The 17,729-nt window shown below is 57.4% G+C and carries 19 protein-coding genes; 9 read left to right on the top strand and 10 right to left on the bottom strand.

What is annotated here, in order from left to right; all coding sequences use genetic code 11:
* Positions 1 to 60: 60 nt before the first annotated feature.
* The 6 genes from BN1012_RS06615 to BN1012_RS06640 all read left to right on the top strand — a co-directional run bounded on the left by BN1012_RS06615 (position 61) and on the right by BN1012_RS06640 (position 5,114).
* Positions 61 to 1,092 (top strand): DUF7064 domain-containing protein, encoded by a 1,032-nt coding sequence (locus tag BN1012_RS06615; protein WP_043950732.1) that lies wholly within the window; start codon positions 61 to 63, stop codon positions 1,090 to 1,092.
* Complete coding sequence (locus tag BN1012_RS06620) at positions 1,089 to 2,120, top strand: phosphotransferase family protein (RefSeq protein ID WP_081826257.1); 1,032 nt, start codon at positions 1,089 to 1,091, stop codon at positions 2,118 to 2,120. Before BN1012_RS06615 ends, BN1012_RS06620 begins: the two co-directional genes overlap by 4 nt.
* Positions 2,120 to 2,509: a DUF6285 domain-containing protein gene (locus tag BN1012_RS06625; RefSeq protein ID WP_043949021.1), complete on the top strand. Its 390-nt coding sequence runs from the start codon at positions 2,120 to 2,122 to the stop codon at positions 2,507 to 2,509. The genes BN1012_RS06620 and BN1012_RS06625 overlap by 1 nt, the downstream gene beginning before the upstream one ends.
* Before the next feature lie 21 nt (positions 2,510 to 2,530).
* Positions 2,531 to 3,328: an enoyl-CoA hydratase/isomerase family protein gene (locus BN1012_RS06630; protein WP_052534715.1), complete on the top strand. Its 798-nt coding sequence runs from the start codon at positions 2,531 to 2,533 to the stop codon at positions 3,326 to 3,328.
* Positions 3,328 to 3,921: a YceI family protein gene (locus tag BN1012_RS06635; RefSeq protein ID WP_052534717.1), complete on the top strand. Its 594-nt coding sequence runs from the start codon at positions 3,328 to 3,330 to the stop codon at positions 3,919 to 3,921. The genes BN1012_RS06630 and BN1012_RS06635 overlap by 1 nt, the downstream gene beginning before the upstream one ends.
* Positions 3,922 to 4,238: 317 nt before the next feature.
* Complete coding sequence (locus tag BN1012_RS06640) at positions 4,239 to 5,114, top strand: IS1595 family transposase (protein ID WP_043949022.1); 876 nt, start codon at positions 4,239 to 4,241, stop codon at positions 5,112 to 5,114.
* A gap of 335 nt (positions 5,115 to 5,449) precedes the next feature.
* Here the strand turns inward: BN1012_RS06640 and BN1012_RS06645 are convergent, their stop codons facing one another.
* The 3 genes from BN1012_RS06645 to BN1012_RS06655 are packed head-to-tail and all read right to left on the bottom strand — an operon-like array spanning position 5,450 to position 8,530.
* On the bottom strand, positions 5,450 to 6,103 hold the full coding sequence (locus BN1012_RS06645; RefSeq protein WP_043949023.1) for a hypothetical protein: 654 nt from the start codon (positions 6,101 to 6,103) through the stop codon (positions 5,450 to 5,452).
* Entirely contained in the window at positions 6,100 to 6,921 is an 822-nt protein-coding gene (locus tag BN1012_RS06650; RefSeq protein WP_145973430.1) for a PIN-like domain-containing protein, read from the bottom strand. The genes BN1012_RS06645 and BN1012_RS06650 overlap by 4 nt, the downstream gene beginning before the upstream one ends.
* Entirely contained in the window at positions 6,914 to 8,530 is a 1,617-nt protein-coding gene (locus BN1012_RS06655) for a DUF262 domain-containing protein (RefSeq protein ID WP_043949025.1), read from the bottom strand. The genes BN1012_RS06650 and BN1012_RS06655 overlap by 8 nt, the downstream gene beginning before the upstream one ends.
* Positions 8,531 to 8,827: 297 nt before the next feature.
* Between BN1012_RS06655 and BN1012_RS06660 the strand changes: the two genes are divergently transcribed.
* Both BN1012_RS06660 and BN1012_RS06665 read left to right on the top strand, forming a co-directional pair.
* Entirely contained in the window at positions 8,828 to 9,991 is a 1,164-nt protein-coding gene (locus BN1012_RS06660) for a DUF3089 domain-containing protein (RefSeq protein WP_043949026.1), read from the top strand.
* A 180-nt stretch (positions 9,992 to 10,171) separates the two neighbouring features.
* Positions 10,172 to 10,717, top strand: coding sequence for a hypothetical protein (locus BN1012_RS06665; protein ID WP_043949027.1), 546 nt, complete (start codon positions 10,172 to 10,174; stop codon positions 10,715 to 10,717).
* Positions 10,718 to 10,791: 74 nt separating this feature from the next.
* Here the strand turns inward: BN1012_RS06665 and BN1012_RS06670 are convergent, their stop codons facing one another.
* The 4 genes from BN1012_RS06670 to BN1012_RS06685 all read right to left on the bottom strand — a co-directional run bounded on the left by BN1012_RS06670 (position 10,792) and on the right by BN1012_RS06685 (position 14,661).
* Complete coding sequence (locus tag BN1012_RS06670; protein ID WP_043949028.1) at positions 10,792 to 11,994, bottom strand: acetyl-CoA acetyltransferase; 1,203 nt, start codon at positions 11,992 to 11,994, stop codon at positions 10,792 to 10,794.
* 65 nt (positions 11,995 to 12,059) lie between these two features.
* Positions 12,060 to 12,434 carry a DoxX family protein gene (locus BN1012_RS06675; RefSeq protein WP_043949029.1) on the bottom strand — a complete coding sequence of 125 codons (375 nt, stop codon included), beginning with the start codon at positions 12,432 to 12,434 and terminating at the stop codon, positions 12,060 to 12,062.
* Positions 12,431 to 13,165 carry an alpha/beta fold hydrolase gene (locus BN1012_RS06680; RefSeq protein WP_043949030.1) on the bottom strand — a complete coding sequence of 245 codons (735 nt, stop codon included), beginning with the start codon at positions 13,163 to 13,165 and terminating at the stop codon, positions 12,431 to 12,433. The genes BN1012_RS06675 and BN1012_RS06680 overlap by 4 nt, the downstream gene beginning before the upstream one ends.
* Positions 13,165 to 14,661 carry a hydroxymethylglutaryl-CoA synthase family protein gene (locus tag BN1012_RS06685; protein ID WP_043949031.1) on the bottom strand — a complete coding sequence of 499 codons (1,497 nt, stop codon included), beginning with the start codon at positions 14,659 to 14,661 and terminating at the stop codon, positions 13,165 to 13,167. Before BN1012_RS06685 ends, BN1012_RS06680 begins: the two co-directional genes overlap by 1 nt.
* Positions 14,662 to 14,726: 65 nt before the next feature.
* On the opposite strand from BN1012_RS06685, the gene BN1012_RS06690 reads away from it, so the two are divergent.
* Complete coding sequence (locus BN1012_RS06690; RefSeq protein WP_052534719.1) at positions 14,727 to 15,257, top strand: YbaN family protein; 531 nt, start codon at positions 14,727 to 14,729, stop codon at positions 15,255 to 15,257.
* Between the two features lie 2 nt (positions 15,258 to 15,259).
* Here BN1012_RS06690 and BN1012_RS06695 read toward each other — a convergent pair whose 3' ends face one another.
* The 3 genes from BN1012_RS06695 to BN1012_RS06705 all read right to left on the bottom strand — a co-directional run bounded on the left by BN1012_RS06695 (position 15,260) and on the right by BN1012_RS06705 (position 17,701).
* A complete protein-coding gene (locus tag BN1012_RS06695; RefSeq protein ID WP_043949032.1) occupies positions 15,260 to 15,493 on the bottom strand; it encodes a hypothetical protein in 234 nt (77 codons plus the stop codon).
* Positions 15,494 to 15,546: 53 nt separating this feature from the next.
* A complete protein-coding gene (locus BN1012_RS06700) occupies positions 15,547 to 16,017 on the bottom strand; it encodes a DUF3237 domain-containing protein (protein ID WP_043949033.1) in 471 nt (156 codons plus the stop codon).
* A gap of 82 nt (positions 16,018 to 16,099) precedes the next feature.
* On the bottom strand, positions 16,100 to 17,701 hold the full coding sequence (locus BN1012_RS06705; protein WP_145973431.1) for an SPOR domain-containing protein: 1,602 nt from the start codon (positions 17,699 to 17,701) through the stop codon (positions 16,100 to 16,102).
* Between the last annotated feature and the right edge of the window lie 28 nt (positions 17,702 to 17,729).

The raw sequence follows: 17,729 nt of genomic DNA on the forward strand, positions 1-17,729 counted from the left end.
AAGTCATTGCAGATAAACAAAAGAGTGGTGCCCCATGAGGCATCGCCTGAGGAAACACAGATGAAAATCCCTGAAGGATACCGTGTCCGCCTGGACCCTGAAGACGAGTACTGCCACGAGCCTGACGCAGCGTCCAACTACAATGAGAGCATGTATTTCAACATGTTCGATCCTGCTCAGAAGATCGGTGGCTGGTTCCGTCTGGGCAACCGCCCGAACGAGGGCTACGCCGAAATGACCAATTGCCTGTATCTGCCAGATGGGCGTGTCGCCTTCATGTATGCGCGCCCCAAGATCGACGGCAACAAGGAGCTAAAGGCCGGCGGCATGCATTTTGAGGTCGTGGAGCCATTCAAAAAGCTGCGCGTGACATACAAAGGCAAGGTCTGCGTGCTGACTGATCCCAACGAAATGGCCGACCCGGCAGGCGCCTTCAAGAACAACCCCATCGTCGATTGCGAGGTTGATCTCACCTATGAAGGCGTCTCGCCGATGTTTGGCGGTGAGACCGTGAAAGAGGACGGCTCGTCGCTGGAGATCGATCCGGAGAAGAGTTTCGCCAAGGCCCATTACGAGCAGCACATGGCCGCCAAGGGGCATTTCATTATTGGCGATGAACGCTTTGAGGTGTCCGGCCACGGCCTGCGCGACAAGTCCTGGGGCCCCCGATACTGGCAGGCGATCCACTGGTATCGCTGGTTGCCGATGAACTTTGGCGCCGACTTCGCGATGATGATTTCCATTGTCACCAATGCCGAAGGTCAAAGCCGCATGGGTGGCATGGTGCTGAAAGACGGAAAGTACGACCTGATTGAGCATGCGGAGATTGACAGCGACTGGGACGACAACTGGTACCAGACCGCCCTCACCGCCCGCATCAAGACTGAAAGCGGCACTGACTATGAAGTTTCAGGCAAGGTGATGTCACTCATTCCCTTGCGCAACCGGCGCAAGACGCCGGACGGCGAAGAAATGCTGACCCGCATCACCGAAGGCATGACCGAGTACACCTGCAACGGTCAGGTCGGCTATGGACTGTCGGAATATCTCGACCAGATTGTGGACGGCAAACCAGTGAGCATCGCGTCATGAGTAGCGCTGCCAAACTGGATGACACGCCGCACGCGCTGGCACAGCCGCTCAAAAAAGCTCTGGAACGTGTGTGGGCCAATACGGAATATGTGGGCGGCGTCCGCCGGTTATCCGGTGGCGCGAGCCAGGAAACCTGGGCATTTGAAGCGCAGGCCGGGCACCACAATCACCGCCTGATCCTGCGTCGCGCCCCAGGCGGCACGACGAACAACAAGCGCGATACAGCGGTTCCTCTGGCGACCGAAGCCGCGCTCATTCAACTGGCCGCCAAGCAGGGCGTGCCGGTTCCACCGGTGAAGCTTGTGCTCAATGAGGCCGATGATCTGGGCGATGGTTTTGTGATGGACCGCATTGAAGGCGAAACCATAGCCCGCAAGATACTGCGCGATGCCGAATATGCCGACGCCCGGCCAAAGCTGGCGCGCCAGTGCGGGGAAATCCTGGCCCGCATTCACGCCGTGCCACGCAGCTCCCTGCCGGAGATACAGACCTCACCGGCCCGGTCTGAAATCGACAAGTATCGCGACATCTACAACTCGATGAAGCACCCTCACCCGGTCTTCGAGCTGGCGTTCAGATATCTGGAAGACAATCTCCCGACCGATGACAGCCTGACACTCGTGCATGGCGATTTCCGCAATGGCAATCTGATGATCGGGGCGGACGGTGTGCGTGCGGTACTCGACTGGGAACTCGCCCATGTGGGCGACCCGATGGAGGACCTTGGCTGGATTTGCGTCAACTCCTGGCGCTTTGGCGAGATTGATAATCCGGTCGGAGGCTTTGGGTCTCGCGAGGACATGTTTGCCGGCTATGAAGCCGCCGGCGGTGCAGCAATTGACCCGGAGCGCGTCAAATACTGGGAAGTTCTGGGTACGCTCAAATGGGGCATCATGTGCATGATCATGGTGTCCGCCTTCTCAAGTGGCATGGACCGCTCCGTTGAGCGTGCAGCCATCGGCAGGCGGTCGTCTGAAACCGAAATCGACCTTCTCACCCTTCTGGCACCGCGCGGAGGACAAAAATAATGCAGGACCAACCCGCAGCCCACGACCTTGTGACGGCCGTGCGCGAGTTTCTTGAAAAAGTGGCGATGCCAAAGCTGGAAGGCCACGACGCTTTCCATGCCCGCGTGGCCGCAAATGCCCTGGCCATCGTCGAACGCGAGCTGGCCATTGCGCCCAAAGACAACGCGCAGGAAGTTGATCGCCTTGAAGCCCTGCTGGGCCATGGCGGCACATTGCAGGACTTGAACGAAGAGCTCTGCACGGAGATCCGCGAAGGACGCGTCACATTGGACACGCCCCACCTGGCAGATCATCTGTGGGCCACCACGCTCACCAAACTGTCCATCGATCAGCCGCGCTACGCCGCCTACAAAAGAGCGATTGAGCACACCAACACGCTCGATGTGTAACCCCTCAGCAGGAGACAAGTCATGATCATGATGTCTGATGACGGCCCGGTTGCCATCGTAACCTTTGAAAATCCGCCCATGGGCTACATGAATATGGAGATGGTGAAGGAGCTTGATCGCATCGTCGCGGCCTATGAGCAGGACGACAATGTGCGGGCCATCGTGTTCACCGGCGGGCTGCCGAATGTTTTTATCCGTCACTACGATGTGGCGGAAATCATTGCGGCAGGTGACTTCGTCAAATCCACCGGGCGCAGCGTTGACGACATAGTTGAAAGCGCTGCCGCTGAAACTGATATTTCCAACCTGTTCAACCGGGTTGATAACTGCCCCAAGCCCACCATCGCCGCCATCAACGGCATGTGCATGGGGGGTGGTTTTGAGTTTGCGCTGTGCTGTGATTTCCGGATTGCGGGCCAGGGCGCTTACACGATCGGTCTTCCGGAAACCAACATTGGCATTTTCCCCGGCGCCGGCGGCACACAGCGGCTACCCCGCGTGATCGGGGAAGCACGGGCACTGGAGATGATCCTGCGTGGACGCGTCGCCGGTCCGCAGGAAGCCGCAGAGCTCGGCCTGGTTCACCGGTTTGAAACAGGTGACGTTCTTGCCGCCGCCATAGCCCTTGGCAAGGAGCTGGCGCAAAAGGCACCCCGCTCTCTGGCGGCTGCCAAAATGTTGGTGAAGTCAGCTACCCAGAAAACCCTGTCACAGGGCCTCGCTGACGAGCGCGCAGAATTCATGCGCCTGCTGGCGGATGATCCTGAAGCCATGGACGCCATGAAAGAGTTTCTGACCGGCGATGGAGAGATTGCCTGATGCGTTTTCTGTCTGGATTGTCCGCGCTGATAGCAGCGTTGCTTGTTGGTTTGACGCCTGCCCGCTCTGAAACCGTGCAGCTGGAATTTGATCCCGGCCACACGCACATCATGTTCAGCGTCATGCATCTGGGCCTGTCACGGACCTATGGCGAGTTCGAAGACTTTGAAGGACGCGCCGTCCTCGACGTCGACCGTCCCGAAGGTGTGGTCGTTGAGCTCACCATAGATATTGCCAGTCTGGACAGCGGTCTGCAGGCCCGGGACGACAATCTCATGGGCGGCTCATGGTTCGACGTCAAGGATCATCCAACCATGACCTTCAAGGCCACAGGTCTCGACGTGACCAGCGAAACGACGGGGAAACTGACCGGTGACCTCACTCTCCTGGGCGTGACCCGACCAATTCTGCTGGACGTCGTGTTCAACGGAACCGCATCTGATCCGTTTTCTTCCAGAACAACACGCTGGGGTTTTTCAGCCAACGGCGCTATTAAGCGCTCTGACTTTGGAATGGATTTCGGTCTGAGTTTTGTCGGTGATGAGATCACACTGGTGATCGAAACCGAGTTGCTCCAGCGCGACGACGAGTAGTGGATTGATTCCACATGCTGATCATGAGGACACGAAGGTTTGGTCGCGGATTTTGCGCGATCTGCAAGTGATAAAACATAGACACTGTTGGCTTTGGAACGGTGATCTCAATGGAGATGAGCGGTACCGCCAAGTTATCTCGCTACAGCCCGAGAGAATTTATCCAGTGTCCAAATTTCAAAATCAATTTCAATTAGAGCCTTGGCTTCAGCACAAAGGATTGGGTGGGCTTCACCCTCTCGACACCAATCAATTTGGGAATTATCCCCTTGAAGCAAGTATAATAAGCCCCTATATTGAAGTCATCGGAGGATACGATGGCTTCTCAACTCACAGTTCGCGACTTTTTCAAACGCTTCCCGGATGACGAGGCTTGCCTTACGCACATCATGCAGGTGCGTTACGGCCTAAAGCACGATTGCCGGGCTTGCGGCGTTGAAGCGACGTTCCACCGTATGAGCAACCGCCGGGCCTATGCGTGTTCCCATTGTGGCGACCACCTGTACCCGACTGCTGGCACTATCTTTGAGAACACGCGGACGCCCCTGCAACTCTGGTTCTATGCAATTTACCTGTTTGTCACGACGCGCCACGGCGTATCCGGTAAGGAACTGGAGCGCTCGCTCGGCGTGACCTACAAGACGGCTTGGCGCATGGGCCAGCAAATCCGCGACCTTATGACCAAGGCCGACCAGTTCGACATGCTGCAAGGCCACGTTGAACTTGATGAGGCTTATGTGGGTGGTCACCGCCCCGGCAAGCGTGGTCGCGGTGCGGCGGGCAAGACGATTGTGATGGGCCTCAAAGAGCGGGATGGCCGCATCAAGGCCGAAGTGATCCCGAACGTTAAAATGCCCACGCTTCGCGGTGTGGTACTTCGCAATGTTGAGGAAGGCGCTACCGTCTCAACGGACGAACTCATGTCCTACGGCTTACTGGAAGGCGACGGCTACAAGCACGGTGCCGTGAAGCATGGCGCTAAGGAATGGGCCTATTACGACTACCGGCATGATGCTCTGCACCACACTAACAGCGTCGAGTCGTTCTGGCGTCTGTTCAAGAAGTCGGTTGCCGGTACGCATATCCATGTGTCTCAGAAATACATGGGCCGCTACCTTGGCGAGTTCACTTTTCGGGCGAACCACCGCCAGATGGAGAACGCGATGTTTGATCTTCTGATTGGTGCGGTCTAGCAACGGCCTTGAGTGCGTCGCCATATTCTTTGGCATCAATCGGCCCTACGCCACGAGCCTCTTCTTGATCTGCAAAATCGTCTAAGCGATTCAAATCTATAGCCTTTCTAAGACTTAAGCGTTCATCTGCCATTCTTAACCAACTGAAAAACTTGACGGAATCCGAATAGATTCCTAGTAATAGTACTGCCCCGGCAGGCCGTTGCCTACCGGGGACAGGCGAGCGTCGGTCCCTTGCTAACGCAAGGTTAGCGAAGCCCTAGCTAAGCTAACAAGACGGCTTGCCACATGGGATACTCCTTTTCTCCCGCGACGGGTCTGGGGGTGTGCCGCGATCAGGAAAGCATGTCATTCCATGCCTCCTGATCATCTGACCCGGATGACTGATCATCGTCCGGGGTAGCGGTGGAGCCGGAGGGAATCGAACCCTCGGGGGCAGAAGGTGGGAAGCCCTTCCCCCGGCCAGTGACCGGCCCCACGTTAGAACTTGAAGGCCTCGCTTCGGCGGGGCCTTCTCGCATTTTGAACCAAAGAGAACCGCGCTTCTCCACCTGGTCGCTGTCTTTAAGGCGGTGAAGTGTTGTCCGGACTGTCGTGGCTGTGACGCTGGGCATGCCTAGGCTGGCCATCTTGTCGCGCAATTCGCTTGGTGAGCGTCCACGTTCTGGATGGTCAAACAGGTCGAACACTTCAAGGATGGCGTTTTTTGTCGCACCCCGCTTGGCGCGTTTGGGTGGGGTTGAGGCGGACAGGTCGGCGCGATCCACAACTTCAGCGGTTGCGCCGTCGACAGTTTGGCCTGCCAGCACTCGCTCGAGGGCAAGTTGCATCTCTTTCTGGATAGCGGAGGCTGACTCTGCGCGAGCTTCCGCCGCACCGGCTGTTTTGCCAGCGTGGTAGATGTGGAGGACAAGTTGCTCAAGGTGCGTCGACAGTCGACGGATGTACTCGAGGGCCTCATCCAGATCAGACTCGGGTGAACCGCTCATGTAGCGTAACATACTTGAGCCGGCATGCCGCGCAAGCACTTTTTGCCCATTGGTACGCCCCGTTCGCAACATGTTCTGAATGGGGGTTTTGTTATTCTACTTGCGTCAAGGGGATAAACCCCATCAATTTTTCCATCGTTGGTAACTAGTATCAATTTAGACGGCATTTGTATTGTTTCAGAAATTGACAGCAGCCCAAAAAGTAAATCTACCCAAACATAAAAGTCTCCGTCGCCGTCATCACGGAAGCCGGGCGGCGTTTTTACCCTTTTTCGGTGCCGGGCGACCTGCTGGAAAGCCATGCGTGGTGCATAAGGAACAATTGCATTGTCGGCTAGAGTTTCCAGAAAAGTAATCGTTTTACGAACGGTGTCAGGATGAAATAGTTCGCTATTTTCGTCTTTGAATGCTTCAAGCCCATCGCTAATTTTTGTGAACGATTCGCTATTGGTTTTTTTGTACTTGTTGACTTCGCTCTGAAAAGTATCAAATTTTTTCTGCATTCCTTTAGAGATAGAATCAACCGCAGCCAGCTGGTTGTTCCAGTATTCTTGGATGACTTGTCCAGGCAAGATAATTGGGCCGGAATGCTGTCCGGACAAGTAGTCAACAACATCAGAGCTTTTTTCATGCTGCGGTATCCTTAGGACGGCATTGGAATCAATAGCTATAGCAGCATCCGCCAGAGTAGCCGCGTCGTCATTGGCCTTCAGAGCAGAGATCAGAGCTTTAAGAGCTGGAATTTCAACTCTTCTGTCAAAGACCTCCAGCATCCTTTCAACAATTGCATCGGCACTTGGTGAAGTGCCGCTAGTCATACCAGATGTTCCCAGCGGTTTCTGCCAAGCGTTCTCCAATAGATCTAACAGCTTCGACATTCCATGCCTCGTGCCCAGCCAGCTCATCTGTCCATTCACCGTCGATCGCTGTAGGAAACAATGCTTCCTTGACGCCCTTCCAAGTCAATGCACCTTCAGGTCTCCTGCTTTCATTGGACAATAAGGTATTGCCAATTCGCGGTACCCAGATAGAGCGCTCGTCGTCGCTAAATCCGGGCCAATTGGTCGTAGTTCTCGGGAGGATAAAGTGCAGCGTGTGGTATTCACTAGGGGCAATAGTTTCGCCAATTATTGAACTTCGCAGAAATGTCAAGATACCTTTATTGAAGGAACGCCTCTTCAATTGATTAATAAAGTCGTCTTTGCTGGGGTTGAGATCTGCAAGTTCTGTCTCCAGAAATGTCCAAGTCTTGTCATCAAAAACTCTTTTTGCGGCATCGGAAAATCGTCTTTCAATGTTACCTGTACCAAGCGTACCGACAACCATCCTCCGAACGACCAGTTTTAAAACGTATTCAAGGCCCTCACGCGGATTCGGCAAATCGCTGATAGCCATCATCAGGGGACGGACTGTGATTACATTGAGTTGGTTGAGCGCAAGAAACACCCGCAGCGCAAAGTCGTCTGCTGGTCCGGAAAGTGCTGGATCGACGATTTGAGAGTACAATGGAAACCGGGACTCTAATAGATCTAAGAGGCCGTAGGCCGTAGGTGGTTCCTTTGTTGATGATTTGTTTCTCCCTGCAAGGAATGCAAAAAGGTCGCGAGGCAAGACATGCCCGCTCTCTACCGTCACAGCATGTCGTATGAACTGGACATAGCTGGTCGAGCCAGAGGACGGGAAAGCGCCCGCAAGGTCTTGCCACCGTTTGTAAATAGCAAGCTTCTCACCTTCTTTTACTTGGCTCAGTATATAGTTCTTCAGCAGATCCGCCGTCGTAAGATCTCTACCTCTAGTGTTGATAACTTCAAACAGGCTATAGACCGTTGCGGGATCTGGGTGTGCAAAAACGGCAAAATAGAGCTTGTGAGTTATAAACTCCGTCCATTTTCCAAGCCGCTTAAACGGATCGGACGCCAAATCCGCAGCTAGTGATCTTGAGACTAGTTCAAAAGATTCACGCATTTGCGCGGAGACCCCCTCCGCGTCCTTGGCCTTTTTTGCGTTTGAGCCATGGTCAATGATGTCTTGAAGCGTCTCGTTGTCCTTGGGATCAGTCAAGATAACTCGCGGATCTGTCTCATCAGTAGCGTAGTCAATTGAACGCAAAAAGTCTGCTTGGAGGCGGTCTGCGAGCGCCTCTCGACCACGATTCTTTGCTTCATGGTAAAGTGCAGCAGCAAGCAGACTTAGAGTCACGATCCGCTGTTGCCCATCAACTATCTGCCGCCGAGATTCCTTTTCTGTAATTATCACCAGCCCTAAGAAATAGCTCTCTTGATCCAAGGCACCTTGAATATCATTGAAGAATTCTCTGACTTCGTCGCTGGTCCAAGAGTACTCTCGCTGAAATGGTGGTACTTCGAAAACCGAGCTCGAGAAGAGCGACCCGGCTGTGCTCGCATTTGCATTTAATTCGTTTTGCACTGGGACCCTTCTTCGACTTTCAAAAGTTAAGCTTAGTTTCAGAGAACACCTTGCCGCTAGCGGTTGAGGTATTCAATGGATTTAGCCAAGCTACAGCGTCTCCGCGCAAATAGTGAGGACGTCTTTTCCGTCGTCGAAAAATTGCTATCTCAACAACTAATTGTCCGCCTAGGAAATATGGCATGCTAGCTGTCTTGGCGCCGAGAAGGTCAAAAAAGTCCGCATTGAAGTCATCCGACCATTGCTGAAGCGACGGTATCAGGCATCCACGTCAAATCACTAAAAAAGGACACATGCATGCTGCGATATCTGGCTTGGGGAGCAGCGGGACTTGTCGCGCTGATTGCGATTGGGGGTGCTGCGGCGTACCTGTTCCGTGGGGAGCTGGTTGCCTATTACGTCAATCCGGGAAAACCGTTTGCCGCGTTCACGCCGCCTGCGGCACCAGACTATGAGACACCCGACGCCTGGGCCGCCATGCCCGGTCGGGCGGATACGGCTGATCTGAGCCCGGCGGGCATGTCACCGGCTGTCGCAGATGACGCCGCGCGGATCGATGTCTTCTTCATCCATCCAACCACGTTCCTCTCCAGCGACGCATGGAACGCGGACATCAACGAAGTGGCCTCTCGCTACATCATCGACAATGCGGTGATGGCGCATCAGGCCAGTGCCTACAATCTGGCCGGTCGGATTTATGCGCCGCGCTACCGTCAGGCGGGCATCTATGCCTTCATGGAACCCTGGGCGGAGCTTGACGAGTCTCAGGGAGAACTGGCGCTCGACCTTGCCTATCAGGATGTGGCGCGGGCGTTCGAGACGTATATTCGCCTCTACAACAATGGCCGTCCCTTCATCCTTGCCGCCCACAGTCAGGGCTCGCTGCACCTCATTCGCCTGATGCAGGACTATCTCAAGCGTCCCGAGCTCAAGCAGCGGCTTGTTGCGGCCTATCCCGTCGGCATGTCCATGCCGTCGCACCTGTTTGACGGATTGTTGGCGCATGTTCCTCCGTGTACGGAGCCTGATCAGACGGGCTGCCTTGTCAGCTTCAACTCCTTTGGCCCCGAGGGGAATCCAAAAGTGTGGTTTGATCAGCAACGCATCTGGGAAGGCAGCGACCTCGTGCCCGTCGCCGGTCGCGCCATCAACTGTACCAATCCGCTCAGCTGGAGCGACGATGGCGAGGCTGCCGGCGGTGATCTGCACAAAGGTGCCCTGCCCTATGCAGCGGCCCTGGGCGAAGAACAGCCCGTGACCCGGCTGGCCGATCCGCAGGTGCTGGAGTTCTCAGTCCAGTGCCGCGATGGCATTGCTTACATGGATCAATTGCCGCCCGAAGAGTTTGGTGAGTTGGTGTTCGAGAACGAGGACTACCACGTCTACGACTACAATCTCTTCTATGGCTCGATCCGCGAAAACGCGGCATTGCGCGCTGCAGCATATATGGCGGTTCAGTAGGCATATACGCGCTTCTAACGTGGCAATTGCTGCACTGCACTCCTGCCCCGTTGGCGTTTGGCCGCAGCGGCGCTAGGCTTTCATCCAAGGAAACGAGTCCGCACCCAAATGACGGACCATCCGGGATGGAAGCGTGACAGCCCGAGCGCAATAGCTGCCGGGCCTAGGGGAGAGAAAACCATGAAGAATTTGAAAGCCAGACTCCGTCTGGCAGCCGCATTGGCAGCGATGGCTGCCATGTTTGGTGCGCCGTCGGCCAATGCGTTTACCGGGATCGAGCCGTTCCTCGGCCAATGGCTGGGCGATGGCGTGACAGCCACAACCGGTGCCATGGAGAATGTGGACTTCCGGGGCACAGACCTGGACGTGCAGATTTATCCAAAAGGCGCCACCGGCTTCATCGTGTCCCAGCGCGAAGTGCTGTGGTCAGCGGGTGAAGAAGAACAGCACTCCATGACTCTGGTGTTTGATCCAACAGCACAGCCAGGCGTTTTTGAAGCGCAGGCGGACTGCAATCCCGTGTCACAGGTCGGCTGTGCCTGGGCGCGCATTGCCGGTGATACGCTCACCATCACCATGCTGTCGTTCAAGCGGTCTGATGAAGCCAACTACCGCGTCTACAAGCGGACCCTGACAGACAATGGCCTCGACCTCGCTTACAGCCACATGGTGGATGACACGGTAGCTGAGAGCTTTGAAGGCTTCGCGGTCCGCCAGATCAACTAGGCGCGCCAGACACCACACAACAAAAAGGCCGGGGAAATTCCCCGGCCTTTTCTTTTGAACTGAACCGCGTGGCCTTAGGCCCCGTGCGCCCCGATGATCGAGACCGAGCACACATTCTGCGATGGCGAGCCGCCCAGATTATGGGTGAGGCCGATCTTGGGATCCGCCAACTGACGCGCATCTGCGCGACCCTGAAGCTGCAGATACATTTCGTAGAGCATCCGCAGGCCTGAGGCCCCGATCGGATGGCCGAAGCACTTGAGCCCACCGTCAATCTGGCATGGCACCTGACCATCCGCGTCATAGAAGCCGTCCATGACATCTTTCACAGCGCCCCCTTCCGGCGAGATGAAAAGGTCTTCCATGGTGACAAGCTCGGTGACGGAGAAGCAGTCATGCACTTCCATCATCGAGACTTCATCGCGGGGCTTTTCAATGCCTGCTTCCTGATAGGCCTTCTTGGCGGCAATGCGCGCCGTGTGGAAGTAGGAGCCGTCCCAGGAATTGTGCTGGCTTTCCAGACCGTTGGAGACCGACAGCTGCAGCGCCTTCACGGTGACGATGTCATGCTTGCCCATGGCCTTGGCGATTTCCGGTGTCGTGACGATGGCCGCCGCGGCGCCGTCTGATACACCACAGCAGTCAAACAGACCCAGCGGTTCGGCAATCATCGGCGCGTTGAGCACCTGCTCTTCAGACACGGCCTTTTGCAGATGCGCCTTGCCGTTCTTGGCACCGTTTTCGTGGCTCTTCACGGACACATGCGCGATGGCGCGCTTGAGATCATCCTTGGACACATCGTGCTTGGCGCGATAGGCCGACGCCAGCTGCGCGAAGTTGCCTGGCGCAGAGCCCGTCGGTGACCACTGCGGGATGAGCGTGCCCATATTGCCCGTCGGCAGACCGCCATAACCCGTGTCCTTCAGCTTCTCGACGCCCAGCGCCAGAGCAATGTCGCAGGCGCCCGACGCAACCGCATAGACGGCCCCGCGAAACGCTTCAGACCCGGAGGCGCAGAAATTCTCCACCCGGGTCACGGCGATGTTCGGCAGCTTCAGCGCGATGGAGAGCGGCGTGCCGCCCTTGCCGGTACCGATTTCATCAATGTGGGTGGAGAACCACGCCGCATCCAGCTGTGTCGGCTCAACGCCTGCATCCTGCATGGCTTCGAGATAGGCCTCGACCATCAGGTCTTCTGGATCGCTGTCCCACCGCTCGCCGAATTTCGAGCAGCCCATGCCCAGAATGGCGACTTTGTCTTTGATGCCGCTAGCCATTGATGTTCCTCCGCTTGGCCGCCTTGGCGCAGCCGATTTTCAGTTCAAGGTTTCTCTTCAAATGTCTAATTGCGCTTAGAATACTCCCAAGCGCTCGTAACCAAAAGCCCCGCCAGAATGCCCGTGTTTTTCACAAACAGCTGCGCTTCGGCAAACACCAGGTCCTCCGGCACCGCCCAGAAATTATGGACACCGATATTGATCGCCAGCGTGAGGGCCGCCAGTGACAGTGCCGCGATGACCGGCCTGAAACCGATGATCAGCATCGCCCCCAGAACAACTTCAAGGACAGCAGCTGCCCAATGCAGCGGCTCCACAAGTGGCATGCCGCGTTCCGTCATCAGCGTCATGCCGGACGATGGATCAACAAACTTCATGATCCCCGGCAGCAAGAAGTAGGTGCCGAGGAGAATACGGCCGATAAGTCCGACAAGGGTCATGATGCTTCTGCCATGTGCGTGACAGCCTTTGTAATGAGATCAGCCAGTTCCTTAGGCTTCGACACAAACGGAGAGTGGCTGGCGTCCATCTCATAGGTCGGCATCTCGTTGCGCGCGTCATACATCATGCGCTGCAGGCCGGGATGTACCGCCCGGTCCTGTTCGCAGACGATGCCAATTGCAGGCAGCGCCATTGCCCTGCCCTCCATATCTTCAAGAGCATCCATCAGGGGTTGGATGGGTTGCGGGATCAGCCGTGCATTGGCTGCGGCCTGATCTTCCGGTGTGCAGTCTTCATAAAACACGAAGCTGCCAGCCCCCTTCTGAATGACCGTCCGGCCGCCGTCCGGTGCCATGTCCACATGGTCGCTCAGCTCATCCACTTCCGACGCGCCGGCAAGGGCCGCGATGCTGTCGCCATGCTGCAGCACGAAGGCCGCCAGATAAATCAGCCCGGCAATATTGGTCGAGTAGCTGGGGGCCTGCGAGATGACACCGCCCCCCATGGAATGGCCCACCAGCACAACCTGCTCGCTTTGTGTGTTGGCAAGGGATGCAACCGCGCGGCCATAGTCTTCCAGCGTGGTGGTCGCAGGCGCACCGTCCGGCAATTCATGCCCCGGCAGATCAAGCGTCAGAACTGTGTGTCCCTGTGCTTCAAGCACAGGCACCAGCTTGTCCCAGCACCACGCGCCATGCCATGCGCCGTGAACGAGAAGGAGCGTTGCCACTATTCAGCCGCCTGAGCGGTTGCGCCCGCCTGCGCGCTGACACGCGGCACGGCCTTCCAGAAGTACCGCGTGAACCCACGCCGTGAATCCTTGGAGTGGATGCGGAACGCAAGGTCTACCTCCATGCCGGAATCCACCGTACCCGGTATAACGTCGGTGAACGACATCATGATCCGGCCGCCTTCTTCAAAGGTCACCATGCCGTAGTGGTTTGGCGGCGCCTTGGAGAACGACAGGAAGTCAGCTGACCAGGACAGGATCTTCGCTTCCTTCTCGGCAAACTTGTAGGGCTCCTGCGTGTCCACCGTGTGGTCATTCGGGTTCACCGAAATGCGCGAGCGTGGAAATTGGACTGTGCCCGTCTTGGTGCACTTGCCACCCACAAGACCCATGATCATGTCTTCGTTGCGGTAAAGCGTGGTGAGTGCCGTCTTGTTGTCCTGCTCCGCGCGCATGCCCTGCTCCCATTCAACCAGCTCGTTGAACACCAGCAGCTTCATGTAATTGTCTTCCTGGCGGCCCTGCGCCAGCGATCCGGTGATACCGCGCTTCTCGGACATGGTGCCGATGAGGTCGGTTGTTTCAAAGATCAGCGCGTCACAGCCCTGGCCAAACTGAAGCACAAGGATTTTCTCGCCGGGCTTTGCGTCCTGTAGCGCATGCACCAGCATCACCAGCCCGTGGGCGGCACCCGCTTCACCACAATTGAGCGCCAGGTTGTCACGTACCTTGTCGGGATCAATGCCGGACTTCTTGGCAAGGGTGGCTGGCAGACGCGGGAACGTGCACGGCATCACGAAGTGATCAATGCCGTCGGCGCTCACACCGGTCTTGTCCAGAACCTCTGCAATCGCCTTGGGCACGATCTTGGAAAAGCCCTCGTCGCGGATCCAGCGTTCTTCCCAGTTGTAGTCGAACTCTTCACCTTCGCCACGGAAGTGATCAACAAAATCGACCGTTTCCGTATGACTGCCGATGAACTTGGCGATGAGCTTGTCGGCCCCCACGGTCAGAGCAGCACCCGCATCCCCGAAATCCATCTCCTGCGTGCTGGCAGCCCGTGTCCTTCGGTGTTCACCGGCGGCCACCAGCGCATTCCTGGCTGTACCCGCGCCGACGGCGTTGAGAGCCTGAATGAGGGCCGTTGTGCCCGCGCGCTGGGTAGATGCGATGTCAGCAGACTGAATGCCGCTTTCCAGCGTCAGGGCCGCTGCCACCATCCCCGCATTGAGGCGGTCGGAAAACGGCATCGTGGTTGATGCAAAGTAAATGGCGTCAATGTGGCTGCGGTCATCATCCCGCCCCAGAGCGTCCCGGGAGGCTTCCACGGCCATGGTCAGGGCGTCTTCATCCCAGTTGGCAAGCGACCTTTCGCCCTTGGCCTTGCCCATTAAATTTGGTGCCAGCCATTGGTGTGCGGCTGCAACAGACTTACGTTGTAGGCGAAGGCGCGGAATATATCCGCCAAGCGAGGTGATCCCGATGTCCTGGGTCATTAACGCGTTCCCCATGTTTTATGTTGTTCAATACTGTTTGGCCGGGAGTTTAGGGGGAATGACCGATGTCGCACAACAATTTGGGCATGTGGGATGCAGCAGCATCCGCGGAGGCCTTTTTGCGGCTCAACGATGACGAGACAGACCCTGCGGAAACCGACCGCCTCATCAAAGAGGCCGTGAAGGAAGAGCTCCGCAATAGCTGGTTGCACATGTCCCGTCGCGGCTTGTGGATCGCCCTTGGCGTCACATTTTTGATTATTGGCGCCGTTGGCGTGTTTTTGCCGCTGATCCCCACAACAGGACCTCTGCTGGTCGCCGCCTGGGCTTTTGCCAAGGGGTCGCCGGCGCTTCACCACTGGCTGATTTCAAACAAGCTGCTGGGGCCATTCATTGTGGAATGGGAGACCTATGGGGTCATCAAGCCGCGCGCCAAGCTCTTTGCACTCAGCAGCATGGGGCTGGCATCTGCGTGGATGATATTCGGTGCAGACATGCACTGGGCATTGGGAGCGCTAGGTGTTGGTCTTTGCCTGTTTGGCTCGGCTTACGTGGCAAGCCGCCCGTCATCCCCCGCCGGTCAAAACGACATCTGACCCTAGGAGTCGAGGCGCGACGGACCAGCTTCGTCGGTCAGCACCTCAACAGCAGCCAGTACCATTTCCCAATGGGTGTAGCCCTCGATATCGCCTGAGAACCCCAACTCGGAGACGCGCATCATGGCAATGACCTGGGCGTCCTCGCCATATTGCGCAATCAGTGTCCGGGCCGCCGCAATGGCCTGCGCTTCCTCGCTGGTGTCCGAATGGGGCATGTCTTCGTGATCTGTCATAGCTGCAAAGCTAGGCCTCGTGTGCGGCCTGTCCAGAAATCCGTCCTGCAAATCTAGAGGATCTGGTGCACGTCGTAGCTGACGCCGGTGGAGGTGAGACGGCCGACACCCACAGCCTGAATGCGATTGAGCCACGCATAGCGCTCATCACCCGTCTCAAACAGCGGACATGTCCGGAAATAGTAATCCGCCGGATCAACGCTTTCAGCCGTCTGCGGATTGAACACTTTGGGCTGGAGGTCGGCGGGAATATCCATCCGCCCGCCATAGGTCACATAGATGATGGCACCATCATGGGTCTTGATGCAGATGCGCACATCAATCACCAGGCAGCCATCCTGGCGGACCAGCGCCCAGTCGCCGCCGCCCGGCAAAATCTCGCCCTTGAGCTTGTCGCCTTCGACAGTGCCGCTGGCCACATAGGCCACCATGCGATTGCCGATGGGGCCTGCCCCAACCGGCAGCGACGCATCAAGCGATGCCGCCATGGAACAAAGGAACTCGCTCTTGAGCGCTGCAACCATCAATCGTCTCCCCGAATTTGTTTTCGGGGCAGTCTAGTCACACGCCGGACAGTCCGTAAACGACAGACGTCAAAGCACAGCCTTACAACTTGGTGACGTAGCAGTCCTGGCCTTCAGCCTTGAGCGTGTTGCACAGGGCAGCAGCGGTTGACTTGCCCGCCATGGGACCAACACGCAGACGATAATACGTACCCTTGCCGGGCACCTCGGCGCGCTGCACCAGGTGCTCGCGGTCCTGCAATGTGGTGGCGTGGGAGGACCGGACACTCTCCCACGCCAGTGCGGCTTCAGCCTCAGAACGGAAGCTTGCAATTTGCACCGCATATCCTGTTGCGCTCGAGGGCGCGTAACTGCGTTGTGGCACCGGCGCTGGCGCAAGCGCTGCCTGCCGGTACGTATCAGCAGCAACACCTGGAAAGGACAGCCCGGTTTTGGGCTGAGGCGCCATGGCCGCCACCTGCGTTTCCTGAGATGTCCGCAACGCTTTGGCCGGGAGGGAAGGTTGTGGCGTGACATCATCAAGCGTCAGAACTGCATTGCTCCCCGCAGGCAGAATGGTCGTCGTCCACGTGCCCATCATCGGCATGGGTGCTGCCGGGGTCACCTCAACTGGCTGGGCTGTGCCCGCCGTCGTGATCCGCCGCGCTTCATTGACCGGAGCAGCCTGTGCGAATTGCTGCGTTGGCTGCGGAACCGCCGCCGGGCGGATGGCGACCGGAGCAGAAGCAACAGTAACAGGCGCTGGCACATCAACCCGCGTAGGCTGCACAGGCGTGACCACAGGCGTGGGCACGGGTGCCGGAGCGGGCGTTGCCGCAGGTGGCGGCGGGAGCATGGCCGTTTCCACTATCGTGACATCCGCCGGCGGCAGATCCGCCAAGTCAGCCATGGCGGACATGGCAGGCGTCACAGCCTCAGGCGCTGCAGCCACCGCAAGCGCCGACGGTGCCTCCGGCAATGCCGCAAGGGCAGCGCTGGCGGGTTCATAGTCCGGCGCCAGAGAGATGGCCTTTTCGAGGTCGGCCCGCGCGCCTTCTATGTCGCCCAGGGCTTCCCTGGCGATGGCCCGGCCATAATGCGGCAGGTGCGGCAGCGGATTTCCAAGGGCAATGGACTGGTCATAGTCCGCAACAGCCGCCTCAAGCGCTCCAACCCGGCGCAATACATTTGCGCGGTTGTTGTAGGCAGCCGACATGTCTGGTGCCAGCGAGATGGCCAGATCAAAGTCCTGCTTGGCGCGCTCCTGCTGGCCCAGATTGTCCAGCGCCGTGCCGCGATTGTAATGGGCGCGCGCGCGCATGTTGTCCGGCAGTTGTTCCAGCCACAGGGCCGTTGTGTAGTCGGCAGCTGCCTCGTTAAACGCGCCGCGCTTTTGATGGATGATGCCGCGATGATAATGCGCCGCCGCCATGATGCGTGGCAGCTGGGCATTGGTGGCGATGATCTCGTCAAACAGCCGCCGCGCTTCATCCAGCCGTCCATCAATCAGCGCCTGCGTGGCCTCATTGGTGCGCGCCAGAATCGCTTTTTCAGCTTCTGCCTGAGTTTGTGCCTGACTTTGAGCTTGCGGCTGCGCCTGCGACAAAGCCGCGCCGGGCATGGCAAGTTCCGCTGCAAGCACCACAAAAGCACTCAGGGTCACCCCCCGCAGGGATACGCCAAATGTGGTCGTCTCAGCTGTCACGAATCGCTCCACCACGTCACTCCTTCAA

It is taken from the genome of Candidatus Phaeomarinobacter ectocarpi (assembly GCF_000689395.1).
GTDB lineage: Bacteria > Pseudomonadota > Alphaproteobacteria > CGMCC-115125 > CGMCC-115125 > Pyruvatibacter > Pyruvatibacter ectocarpi.